The 11,294-nt window shown below is 71.3% G+C and carries 11 protein-coding genes; 6 read left to right on the top strand and 5 right to left on the bottom strand.

What is annotated here, in order from left to right; all coding sequences use genetic code 11:
- Positions 1-231 precede the first annotated feature (231 nt).
- A complete protein-coding gene (locus G3I77_RS15290) occupies positions 232-828 on the top strand; it encodes a hypothetical protein (RefSeq protein ID WP_248504064.1) in 597 nt (198 codons plus the stop codon).
- 102 nt (positions 829-930) lie between these two features.
- Here G3I77_RS15290 and G3I77_RS15285 read toward each other — a convergent pair whose 3' ends face one another.
- From G3I77_RS15285 to G3I77_RS15275, 3 genes are all read right to left on the bottom strand, one after another.
- On the bottom strand, positions 931-1,104 hold the full coding sequence (locus G3I77_RS15285) for a thiazolylpeptide-type bacteriocin (protein WP_078615318.1): 174 nt from the start codon (positions 1,102-1,104) through the stop codon (positions 931-933).
- Between the two features lie 34 nt (positions 1,105-1,138).
- Entirely contained in the window at positions 1,139-1,312 is a 174-nt protein-coding gene (locus tag G3I77_RS15280; protein WP_078615318.1) for a thiazolylpeptide-type bacteriocin, read from the bottom strand.
- Between the two features lie 164 nt (positions 1,313-1,476).
- Positions 1,477-3,063, bottom strand: coding sequence for a SagB family peptide dehydrogenase (locus tag G3I77_RS15275; RefSeq protein WP_248504062.1), 1,587 nt, complete (start codon positions 3,061-3,063; stop codon positions 1,477-1,479).
- 241 nt (positions 3,064-3,304) lie between these two features.
- Between G3I77_RS15275 and G3I77_RS15270 the strand changes: the two genes are divergently transcribed.
- Genes G3I77_RS15270 through G3I77_RS15255 form a run of 4 tightly spaced genes read left to right on the top strand, consistent with a single transcriptional unit; the run spans position 3,305 to position 8,786 of the window.
- Entirely contained in the window at positions 3,305-4,804 is a 1,500-nt protein-coding gene (locus tag G3I77_RS15270; protein ID WP_248504059.1) for a multicopper oxidase family protein, read from the top strand.
- A gap of 28 nt (positions 4,805-4,832) precedes the next feature.
- Positions 4,833-6,728: a class I adenylate-forming enzyme family protein gene (locus G3I77_RS15265; protein WP_248504057.1), complete on the top strand. Its 1,896-nt coding sequence runs from the start codon at positions 4,833-4,835 to the stop codon at positions 6,726-6,728.
- Positions 6,725-7,699 carry a 2-amino-3,7-dideoxy-D-threo-hept-6-ulosonate synthase gene (locus tag G3I77_RS15260; RefSeq protein ID WP_248504056.1) on the top strand — a complete coding sequence of 325 codons (975 nt, stop codon included), beginning with the start codon at positions 6,725-6,727 and terminating at the stop codon, positions 7,697-7,699. Before G3I77_RS15265 ends, G3I77_RS15260 begins: the two co-directional genes overlap by 4 nt.
- On the top strand, positions 7,671-8,786 hold the full coding sequence (locus G3I77_RS15255; RefSeq protein ID WP_248504055.1) for a 3-dehydroquinate synthase II: 1,116 nt from the start codon (positions 7,671-7,673) through the stop codon (positions 8,784-8,786). The genes G3I77_RS15260 and G3I77_RS15255 overlap by 29 nt, the downstream gene beginning before the upstream one ends.
- A 134-nt stretch (positions 8,787-8,920) precedes the next feature.
- Here the strand turns inward: G3I77_RS15255 and G3I77_RS15250 are convergent, their stop codons facing one another.
- A complete protein-coding gene (locus G3I77_RS15250; protein ID WP_248504054.1) occupies positions 8,921-9,526 on the bottom strand; it encodes a response regulator transcription factor in 606 nt (201 codons plus the stop codon).
- Positions 9,527-9,588: 62 nt separating this feature from the next.
- On the bottom strand, positions 9,589-10,059 hold the full coding sequence (locus G3I77_RS15245; protein ID WP_248504052.1) for a hypothetical protein: 471 nt from the start codon (positions 10,057-10,059) through the stop codon (positions 9,589-9,591).
- 209 nt (positions 10,060-10,268) lie between these two features.
- On the opposite strand from G3I77_RS15245, the gene G3I77_RS40890 reads away from it, so the two are divergent.
- Positions 10,269-11,255, top strand: a complete 987-nt coding sequence (locus tag G3I77_RS40890; protein WP_248504049.1) for a helix-turn-helix transcriptional regulator — start codon at positions 10,269-10,271, stop codon at positions 11,253-11,255.
- The last annotated feature ends 39 nt before the right edge of the window (positions 11,256-11,294 follow it).

Raw genomic sequence — 11,294 nt, 5'->3', positions numbered from 1 at the left:
CCATGTCCTTTCACCTTCCGAGAAGAGCCACAATGAATTCGAGAACCTGAATCACATGATTGGTGCCGGGAATTCGAGCCGGAAGGGAAAACGGTCCGGCGCTTACATACGTCATCGTTTCCGTGACGCCCGACTACGGGATTGGGGTCGGAATGTTGTATTCCGTTTCGAGGGTGCGGCGGGCTGGCCGAAACCGTCAAGAAGGCAGGTCGGCAGGTGTATTCTCCGCGAGTGACATCTACGTCCCCCACCACACCCCCCACCCCGTCCGCCACGGACGCCGAGTGCGTCGCCCTCACCCGCAACCTGCGCCGCCGAGGCGTGCTGGTGCTCTCCGTGTTCGGCCTGATGTGGGCCGTGGCGGCGGCCTCCGGGACCGGCTCGGCGACGGACGTCGCACCGCTCGGCATCGAGGTGGCCGCGCTGCTGCTCACCGCGGCGGCGATCTACCTGGGGTACCGCAAGGACGCCGCGCCCTCGCCCCGGACGGTGAACCTGCCGGCGAACTGGGCGCGCGGCGTGGGCATCGTCAACACCGTGGAGCTGGCGGCCATCTTCGCCGTCATCGCCGCGTCCAACGCCGCGGGCCGGCCCGAGGTCATCCCCGCGGGCATCGCCCTCGTCGTGGGGCTGCACTTCTTCCCGCTCGCCCGCCTGTACGACCAGTGGCAGTACCGGTGGACGGCGTCGCTGCTGACCGCCGTCGCGGTCGCCGGGTTCGTGCTCGTCGCGGCCGGCCTCGCGAGCGAGACCGTGCGGATCGTGGTGGGCCTGGGCAGCGCCGTGGTGCTGTGGGCCTCGTCGTACCACCTGGCCGTGCGCGGCTGACGGCCGTTCTCCGGCTGAACGCAAGGATGTGCCCGACCGGCCGAGGCCGGACAGGCGCATCCTTCTGCGTTCAGGCTGTGGTGCTTACGCGCTGACGCCGGTTCAGCAGGCCGAGCAGGTGCTGGACGAAGAGGACGAGGTGCCGATCGAGCCGCTGGAGGCGCCCATCTCCGGCAGGGCGACGCCGTCGGTGACCTCGAGGGTCTCCAGCTCGTCCGCGTCGAAGCCCTCGAACGCCTTGTCCGCGTCCTGGTTCTTGATGTCCTTGGCGGTCATGTCGAAATCCTTCCGAAGATCCGGGGTGAGTGGTTCAGCAGGCCGAGCAGGTGCTGGAGGACGAGGAGGAGGTGCCGATCGAGCCGCTGGAGGCGCCCATCTCGGGCAGGGCGACGCCGTCGGTGACCTCGAGGGTCTCCAGCTCGTCCGCGTCGAAGCCCTCGAACGCCTTGTCCGCGTCCTGGTTCTTGATGTCCTTGGCGGTCATGTCGCATTCCTTTCGTCGAGGCCGGGGAGTTCCGTCACCGGAAATCCCGGCCATGAATTCCTGGTCGCCTTCCGGAATTTCTTTCACTTCCGTCCGGCTCTGACATCCATATTGCTCGGGCTGTCATCCCGGCGCCAGGGTTCGCGGCCGCCGGCTGACATTTATCACGGGGCGGATGACTTTTCGCCGCCGCCCGGCTTTCCGGGGCCGTCGAGCGGAATTGCCCAGTCAGGGCTGTTCACCATGTGCCATTCCTCGCCCGGGTCCGCGGGCAGCTCGGTGCCGGTGGCCGGCGTCCCCAGCAGGAAGTCGCCGACCGACGACTCCCGGAGGTAGTCCAGGCCCAGCACCCTCGCCGACAGGTCGGCGTCGCCGTTGCCCAGCCCGCAGGGCGCCAGGCCCATCGCCGTGGCCACCAGATACATGGTCTGGTAGAGCACACCGGTGTGCCGCAGCGTCGTCGCGTAGGCCATCGCCCGGTACTTCCACGCCATGCGCTGGAACCGCGAGGTCACCGTGAAGAGCACGTCCGGCTGGACCTCGAAGCCCACCGAACGGGACGCCACACCCAGCAGCTCCCGCCGGCCGGCCTCCTCGGCGCTGACGAGGACCAGGCGGTGCGCGTAGGAGTCGTAGTGGTAGATGCCCGGCTCCAGCCCGTCGCAGCGCAACACCGTGACGTACAGCTCCAGTTCGTACAGCGAGCCGCCGCTCGGGTACGGCCGTGAGACGACCTCGTCCTCGCCGGGGGAGTCCGGACCGGGGGTGCGGTGCACGCGCACGCGCTGCACCCGGTACAGGAACTCGCCCAGCTCGCGCGCCGTCAACGCCCTTTCCCCGAAGGTGCGGTGGGAGCGGCGGGACTCGATGGCGGCGGTCAGGGACGGGTCGGCGGCGTCGAGCTCGGCGCGGCGCGGGCGGTGCAGAGCGGTCACCGGGCCGGGCGGCGCGGGCTTCACGGCGGGCTGCGGATCGATCTCGCCCCGGTAGGGGTAGACGGCGCCGAAGACGCCGTCGTAGCGCCCGGAGCGCACGCGCGAGTGGAACAGCAGATCGTGGAAGTCCCACTGCCGCAGCACCGGTTCGGTGTCGGAGGCGAACGTCCCGTCCGGGCCGGCGACCTCGGCGAAGCCCAGCCCGACGAGATGGGCCAGGACGTCGAGGGTCTCCGCCCGGCTCAGCCCGGTGACCTCCCCGGAGCTCCCCGCCCGGCCCGGCTGCCCCAGGGCGGCGGCGAGTTCACGGGCGGCCCGGTCGACCAGCACCGCGCGGAACTTCACCAGCGGTGACTCCAGGACGAGCACGCCCTCGCGGGTACGGCAGAACGCGAACCGGGAGAGGCGGACGCGGTCGCCGGCGGCCACGTCCACGACCCGGTGCACGGCGTCCCGCGCGGTCGGCTCCAGCCGGACCAACTCCCGCCGCAGCGGCGACTCGTCGTGCGTCAGCACGCTGTACGCCAGCAGCTGCCCGGCCCGGTCCAGCAGGGCGTCGGCCCGCTCCCGTCCGGCGGCGTCGAGACCCTCGTACAACTCCTCGCGCGGCAGCGGGCCCCCGGCCAGCCGGAGCAGCACCGTACGCAGCGGGCCGCGCACCGGGCGCAGGGCGAGAGAGGTGGCGGGCCCCCGGAGCAGCGCGGTGTCCGTGCCGTCGTCGAACGTCACCCGCACATCGGTGCGCAGCGCCCGGGCGGTGAACCCGGGGGGTTTGGGGGGTTTCTCAGTGATCGCTTTCGTGCTTGCGGGATTCATCGGGCCTCCGGTTCGGACTCGTGTGGACGGACAGTCCGAATCCACTGTGCGGCCTGCTACACCCCCTCCTCCCGCAGTGGCCGCACAGAATGACAGTCACCATTCCCGCTCATGACCGAGGTCATGGAATGTGTGACAGATGACAGGGGCCGACGGCATTCGCTCGGACATTCGGCACCCGAAGCGCATGCTCGGAACACGAATTCAGCCTTCACCACCACCGACAGAGAAGGAAAACCTCGTGTTCAGTCGTCGACATGCGATACGTCTCGGCCTCACCACCGGCGCCGTCGGCGCGGTCGGCGCGGCGGGCGGGGTCTTCCGGACGCTCACCGCCGGACAGCCGGTCGCGGCAGCCGGATCGGCGGCCGGGAAGGCCGCACCGGCCGGCGCGGCGGCCGCCCCGGTCGAACCCTTCTCGCTGCCCCTGACGACCCCGCCGGTCCTGGCCCCCTACCGCCGCACCAAGACCGCCGACCACTACCGGATCACCATGCGCCGGGCCGGTGTGGAGATCCTGCCGGGCACCCGCACCGACGCCCTGACCTACAACGGCTCGTTCACGGGCCCCACCATCCGCGCCCGCACCGGCCGGACCACCGTCGTCCAGCAGATCAACGCGCTGGACATGCCGACCTCGGTGCATCTGCACGGCGGCAACAACCCGGTGGCGCACGACGGCGGGATGATGGACACCATCGCGCCCGGCCGCAAGCGGACCTACGTGTACGAGAACGAGCAGCCCGGCGCCACCCTGTGGACGCACGACCACGCGCACCACATGGAGTCCGAGCACGTCTACCGGGGCCTGTCCGGCCTCTACCTGCTGCGCGACCCCGCCGAGGGCCGGCTGGACCTGCCGTCCGGGAAGTACGACATCCCGCTGGTGCTGCGCGACGCGCACTTCGACGACAACGCGCAGCTGGTCTACACGATGGACGACGCGGAGAACCGCACGACCATCCTGGTCAACGGCCGCCCCTGGCCGTATCTGAAGATCGAGGCCCGCAAGTACCGCTTCCGGCTGGTCAACTCCTGCAACCTGCGCATCTTCGTCCTCGCGCTGACCGACGGGTCGGCCACCCAGCACCCCGTGCAGCAGATCGGCACGGACGGCGGCCTGCTCGCCGCCCCCGCCGAGACGCCCGTGCTGGTCCTGTCCCCGGGGGAACGCATCGACTTCGTCGTCGACTTCTCGACGTACGCGCCCGGCACCAAGCTCACCCTCGCCAACATGCTGGGCCCCGGCCCGACCGAACTCGTCGGCCAGGTCATGCGGTTCGACATCGGCGAACGCACCGCCGACACCAGCAGGGTGCCGGGCACCCTCGCCACGCTGCCTGCGCTGCCGAAGCCGACCGTGGAGCGCAGCTTCGACCTCTCCATGGACGAGCCCGGCTCCGGCGGCCACCAGGCCTACATCAACGGCAGGACCTTCGACCCGGACCGCATCGACACCCACATCGAGTGGGGCAGCACCGAGGTGTGGACGGTCACCAACAAGAGCGCCACCGTGCCGCACAACTTCCATACGCACCTGGTGCAGTTCCGCATTCTCGAACGGGACGGGCAGCCGCCGTATCCGGCGGAGACCGGCTGGAAGGACACCGTGCTGCTCTTTCCCGGCCAGACAGCGAAACTCCAGCTCACCTTCGATTCGCACCGCGGTGTCTATCCGTACCACTGCCACATGATCGACCACAGCGCCATGGGAATGATGGCGCAAATGAAGATCTCTTGATTCCCGGAAATCGGTGGAGAGGAGGACCATGACCACCGAAGCAATTCCCCGCCCCTATGCGCGCCGCGTTCTCGCGGCGCTGGGAAGGGACCCGACCCGAGTCGTCCTGCACCGGCCGGAAAGGACGGTGACGGCAGGCGAACTGCGCGCGTCCGTCCTGGGCAGCGCAGCGCTCCTGCACTCCCACGGCGTCCGCCCCGGCACCACCGTCGCCGTCCTGACCGGCCCCAACCACCCGCTGATGCTCAGCGCCCGCTACGCCGTCCATCTGCTCGGCGCCACCTCCGTCTACGTCCGCTCGATGAACCCGCGCACGGACACCGAGACGTTCTCGGTCGCCACCCAGACCGGGTTGCTGCGCGACCTCGGGGTGTCGCTGCTGCTCGTGGACGACACGGACGAGGAGAGCGTGGCCCGCGGCAGATGGCTGGCGCGGCGGCGGCCCGGCCTGACCGTGCGGGCGATCCCGCGCACGGCGGACGGGCACGGCACCGTGCCGCCGGCCCCGCCGCCGCACCCCGACGACCTGGCCGTCGTCGACTTCACCAGCGGCAGCACCGGCCGGCCCAAGATGGTCGCGCAGCGCTACGGCACCCGCGAACACCTCGTCCACCGGCTGGCCTCCGGCCTCGACCCCCGGGGCCCGGCGACGCTGCTGTCCGTCACGCCGGTCAGCCACACGACGGCACCCATGGCCGACGCCGTGCTGTGCGGAGGCGGCACGGTCGTCCTGCACGACGAGTTCGACGCCGACGCGACCCTGGCGGCGATCGCCGAACTGGGCGTGACGGACGTCTACTTGGCGGTGCCTCACCTGTACCGCCTGCTGGACCACCCGCTGGTCACCTCGTTCGACCTGTCCTCGCTGCGCCGCATCACCTACAGCGGCACGCCGGCCGCCCCCGAACGGGTCCGGCAGGCGGTCCAAGTCTTCGGCGACGTACTCATCCAGGTGTACGGCACCACGGAGGCCGGCGGCATCAGCAGCCTCACCCCGCTCGACCACCGCGAGCCCGAACTGCTGGGCTCGGCCGGCCGGCCCTTCCCCTGGGTGCGTGTCGAGATCCGGGCAGCGGACTCGGGCGCCCCGCCGGTCCGGGGGCAGAGCGGCGAGATCTGGATCAACTCGCCCACGGTGTCCGCCGGTTACCTCGACGACACGGAGCTGACCGAGGCGACCTACCGGGACGGCTGGCTGCGCACGGGCGACCTCGGGCACTGGGACCGCTACGGCTATCTCCGCCTGGACGGCCGGGTCGGCGACGTCATCAAGCACGGCGGCCTCAAGCTCGACCCGGCCGCCATCGAGGCGGCGCTGCTCCAGCATCCGCAGGTGCGGCAGGCGGCGGTGTTCGGCGTACGCGACGAGGACCTGGTGGAGCAGGTCCACGCCGCCGTCGAACTCCACTCGGGCGCCGGCCACACCTCCTGCGACCTGCGCGGCTACGTCGCCGCGACACTCACCCCGGAACACGCCCCGGTCGACGTCTCGGTCTGGCCCGAACTCCCCCTCACCCCGTCGGGCAAGCCGGACCGCACACGGCTGCGCGAGGTCACGGCCCCGGTGAGGATCCGCCCCGCGGGGAACGCTCCGCCGACGAGCGACACCGACTCAAACACGCGGCCGGCACCCGGCACGCGGCCGGTACCCGCAACGGAGCCGGTGTCCGCGACGCGGCCCGTGTCCGTGGTGCGGCCGGTGCGCCCGACCGAGCCCATCCCTCCGGTGGGACGCCCCCCGGCGGGACACCCCCCGGCCGAAGGCCCGACGCCGACAGGCCCCACCGGCGGTCCCGCCCCGCCGCCCGCGGAGCGACGCGGTACCGGTCCGCCCGATCCCGGCGGTTCCGCCGGACCAGACGCCCGCCGGGCCACCGACCGGCGTACGCGTACCGATCCGCGCAACAGAAAGGGCATCCCATGACCGCGTTCGGCCACTTCGCCAGGTCACTGAGGCTGCGGCGGCTCTACCGTCACAGCACGGCCGGCCTGATGATCACCCCTCTCGACCACTCGATCAGCGACGGGCCCGTCGCACCCAAGGGCACGAGCCTCGACCACCTCGCCGGGCAGCTCGCCGCCGGCGGCGCGGACGCGGTCGTCGTGCACAAGGGCAGCGTCCGGCACATCAGCCCGGAGCGGTTCGCCGCGATGTCGCTGATCATCCATCTCAACGCGTCCACCAGCCAGGCGCTCGACCCCGACGCCAAGTACGTGGTGACGCAGGTCGAGGAGGCCCTCCGGCTCGGCGCGGACGCGGTGAGCGTCCACGTCAACGTCGGCTCGGACGACGAGCGGCAGCAGATCGGCGACCTCGGACGGATCGCCGACGCCTGCGACCGGTGGAACCTGCCGCTGCTCGCCATGGTGTACCCGCGCGGCCCCCGGGTCACCGACCCGCGCGACCCGGACCTGGTGGCGCACGCCGTCACCGTCGCCTCCGACCTGGGCGCGGACCTGGTCAAGACCGTCTTCCTCGGCTCGACCGCGGAGATGCTCGACCTGACCGCCGCCTGCCCGGTGCCCGTCCTGGTCGCGGGCGGTCCCGCGATGCCCACCGAGGAGGACGTGCTGGCCTACGTCCGGGACGCCCTGGCCGGCGGAGCCGGCGGGGTGGCGATGGGCCGCAACATCTTCCAGGCCTCCGACCCACGGCAGCTCGCCGCCAAGGTCGCCCGGCTGATCCACCACTTCCCGGAGCAGCACTTCGCCCCGCTCGCCTTCCCGGCCGACGCGCACCGGGCCGAGCGGCTGACCCCCGATCACCTGGACGCCCCGGCCGGCGCGCCCGGCTCCCCGCTCGACCACGACACGCACCACCTCTCCGACCCTTCGTACACCTCACACCCGACAGGAGGTCCGCATCATGACGGACGCAAAACTGTGCTGGCTTGACATCCGACGCGCCGGCACCGCTACCCAGGCCGTACTCGAAGAGGCCCTGCACCAGCGCATCGACGGCATCGTCGCCGCCGACCCGGCCGTCTTCGCCGGCCTGCCGCCCACCGTCCGCAAGGTCCTGCTCTTCGAGGACGGCCTCGACGCCGTCCCCGCCGACCTCGGCGCCGCCGACCTGGTCGTCGTCCCGGGCCCCCGCGAGGAACGGGCCGCGCTCCAGGAGGCCCACCCGGACGTCGAGTTCGGCCGCTACGTGGAGATCGTCGACGCCGACACCCTGGAGGACGCCTGCCTCGCGGCCCGCCTGGAGCCGTGGAGCGTGCTGGACTTCCGCGACCCCACCAAGATCCCGCTGGAGATCGTGATAGCCGCCGCCACCGGCGCCCCCGGCTCCATCATCACCACCGCGTCCAACACCGAGGAGGCCGAGATCATCTACGGCGTCCTGGAACTGGGCTCGGACGGCGTCCTGATGCGGGCCAACACCGTCGGCGACGCCACGGCCCTGCGCACCGCGGCCAGCGCCCGGGGCGGTGAGATCGACCTGGTCGAACTCACCGTCACCCGGACCACGCACATCGGAATGGGCGAGCGGGCCTGCGTCGACACCACGACCCACTTCCGCAAGGACGAGGGCATCCTCGTCGGCTCGCACTCCAAGGGCATGGTGCTGTGCGTCAGCGAGACCCACCCGCTGCCGTACATGCCGACCCGCCCGTTCCGGGTCAACGCCGGCGCCCTGCACTCGTACACCGTCTCGCAGGCCGGCCGCACCCACTACCTGAGCGAACTCCACGCCGGCAGCAAGGTGCTCGCCGTCGACGTCAAGGGCCGCACCCGGCCCGTCAGCGTCGGCCGCGTCAAGATCGAGACCCGTCCGCTGATCTCCATCGACGCGGTCGCCCCGAGCGGGCAGTCGGTCAACCTGATCCTCCAGGACGACTGGCACGTGCGCGTCCTCGGCCCGAACGCCGCGGTCCTCAACTCCACGGAGCTGAAGCCGGGCGACACCATCCTCGGGCACCTGCCCACGGCCGACCGCCATGTCGGCTACCCGATCGACGAGTTCTGCCTGGAGAAGTGACACAGGCACCGCACCGCACACCCGTCGCCGTAGCGACCGCACGAACCTGACCAGCGAGCGCACGGCACCGACGCCCCGCCCCGGCACCCCATGTGCCGGGGCCGGCGCGCGTTCGCCCACCGCCCGCGGGGGCCTCACAGCAGCCCGTGTTCCCCGGCGATCCGCGCCGCGTCGAACCGGTTGCGCCCACCGAGCTTCTTGATGGCGGCGGACGTCAGATTCCGTACCGTGCCCGCCGCCAGATACAGCTCGCCCGCGATCTCCTTCACCGTCGCCCCGCCGGCCGTCAGCCGCAGCACGTCCATCTCCCGTGTGCTCAGCGACATTTCACCGACGGCGACCGGCCGCAGCAGCGACGGGTCGACCGTCAGACAGCCGCCCGCGACGCCCATCAGCGTCGTGACGAGCTGGGGCAGCCGGGCGTTCTTCGGCACGACGCCCAGCGCACCGGCCGCCACGGCCCGGTCCACCACCGACGACGTCGCCGCCCCGACCATCAGGGCGACCCCGCACCGGGGATGCCGGCTCCGCACGTCGGTGGCGACGCGCAGCGCCTTCCCACCCATCGTGGACTCGCCGAGCAGCAACACCGTCGGCCGGTGCCGCTCCACGGCCGGCTGGACGGAGTCGTACGACGTGGCCAGCCCGACGACCTCCAGCCCGTCGACGCCGTTGAGCGTCTCGGCGAAGGCCTCCAGTACGAGTTGGTGATCACCAGCGAGGACTATCCGTATCGACATGCTCGACCCCCGTACGGCAGGACTAAGGCAAAGACTCTGGAAAACATGGGAGTTGGCGACTCTCAGCCCGAGGGCGTGCGGCACTGCTCGTGCAGGCGCACCAGCCGCTCCACCACCGCCTGGGCCGCCTCCTCGAGACTGAAGCCGTCGCCGCCCACGTCGACCTCGATGTGCTCGGCGCCGGCCGGCAGGGAGGCCGCGACCACACCCGACAGCACGCGGAACACCGGGGCCAGTCCCTCGCCTCCGCTTGCGGACGGCACGACCACGACACTGGCGGTGACCGGGCCGAGGTCGGCGGCGATCTGGCCGGTCAGCGCGCGGAAGCTCTCCGGCCGTTCCACATCGGCCTGATACGGCAGTGCGACCAGCCCGATTCCGGCCAGTTCCTTGCACAGGAACGCCGCGTTGGTGGCGGCGTCGTCATCGCGCCCCGGATGCCCGGCGCCGACCACGGCGACCGCGGCGCCCAGCGCGCAGAGCTGACTCGTGACCCGCCGCCCGACGCCGGTGGTGGCGTCGACGACAAGCACGACACAGCCGTGCAACGGCGGTGGTACATGTGCGACTGTGTGCGACACCGGAACTCCTGAGCGGGTAACGTGGCCAATATGTGAACGACATACGGGGGATCTACGCCCGACCTGCGACGGCCCCCCTGTGCCGCGCGGCCCCTCGCGAGCCGGTGCGGCAGTCCGGTCCAGACATGCGGTTCACATGTGGTTCAAGGGGGAGACGCCACGTGGATGACGTATCGCCGCTCGATCAGCAGACCCTCGCGGTGTACCGCGCGATCCTTTTCCACAAGCAACATGATCCGGACAAGCTCGCGGAGCTCCTCGACATCGGCCCCGACGATGTGCACAGGGCGCTCATGCGCCTGTCGGACCTGTCGCTGCTCGCCCCCTCGGGCGACTCACCCGGCACGCTGCGGGCGGTGAACCCCTCGCTCGGCCTGAAGGTCCTGCTCCAGCGGGAACAGGACGAACTGGCCTGGCGGCAGCAGCGCATCGAGCAGAACCGGGCCGCGCTCGCCGCACTCGCCGCCGAGTACACGGCCTCGGGCGGATCCGGCTCGGACGGCACGGAGCAGCTCGACAACGTGGACGAGATCCGCATCCGGCTGGAGGCCCTCGCCGAGTCGTGCCAGCAGGAGTCCCTCGTCTTCCACCCCGTGGGCGGGCTGACCAAGGAGGCCATCGAGGCGTCCCGACCGCTGAACGAACGGGCGCTCGCCCGCGGCGTCAGGTTCCGCTCGATCTACCTCGACAGCGCCGTCAACGACCGGGTGACGAGAACCCACGCGCAGTGGATGGCGGAACACAACAGCGAGATCCGCACGTCGCCGACCCTGCCGATGCGCCTGCTGATCATCGACACGACCGCGGCCATCGTGGCCAACCTGCCCGGCCAGACGGGCCCCGCGGCGCTGATGTTCCACAGCCGGCCGGTGGTGCTCGCCATGCGGGCCCTGTTCGAGGCGTACTGGGAACACGCGACGCCGTTCCATCAGCACCCCTCGACCGACGAGGACCCGCAGGGCCTCACCCCGCAGGAGCGCAAACTCCTGCAGCTCCTCGCCACCGGCCTCACCGACGAGGCGGTGGCCCGGGCCCTCGGTATCGGGGTCCGCACCGAACGCCGCATCATGGCCGAGCTGATGGAGCGCCTGGGCGCCTCCAGCCGCTTCGAGGCGGGAGTCCAGGCGGCCCGCCGCCAGTGGATCTGACGGCCGGTCACAGCCCGGCCCGTGGGGCCGAGGGCCGGG

It is taken from the genome of Streptomyces sp. D2-8 (genome assembly GCF_023184515.1).
Classification (GTDB): Bacteria; Actinomycetota; Actinomycetes; order Streptomycetales; family Streptomycetaceae; genus Streptomyces.
This window is presented reverse-complemented; position numbering and strand designations above follow the sequence as displayed.

Excerpts from the sequence above, each read along its gene's own strand:
- G3I77_RS15280 (WP_078615318.1), bottom strand. The coding sequence starts at position 1,312 with ATGACCGCCAAGGACATCAAGAACCAGGACGCGGACAAGGCGTTCGAG.
- G3I77_RS15250 (WP_248504054.1), bottom strand. The coding sequence starts at position 9,526 with ATGTCGATACGGATAGTCCTCGCTGGTGATCACCAACTCGTACTGGAG.
- G3I77_RS15275 (WP_248504062.1), bottom strand. The coding sequence starts at position 3,063 with ATGAATCCCGCAAGCACGAAAGCGATCACTGAGAAACCCCCCAAACCC.
- G3I77_RS15285 (WP_078615318.1), bottom strand. The coding sequence starts at position 1,104 with ATGACCGCCAAGGACATCAAGAACCAGGACGCGGACAAGGCGTTCGAG.
- G3I77_RS15260 (WP_248504056.1), top strand. The coding sequence starts at position 6,725 with ATGACCGCGTTCGGCCACTTCGCCAGGTCACTGAGGCTGCGGCGGCTC.
- G3I77_RS15265 (WP_248504057.1), top strand. The coding sequence starts at position 4,833 with ATGACCACCGAAGCAATTCCCCGCCCCTATGCGCGCCGCGTTCTCGCG.
- G3I77_RS15255 (WP_248504055.1), top strand. The coding sequence starts at position 7,671 with ATGACGGACGCAAAACTGTGCTGGCTTGACATCCGACGCGCCGGCACC.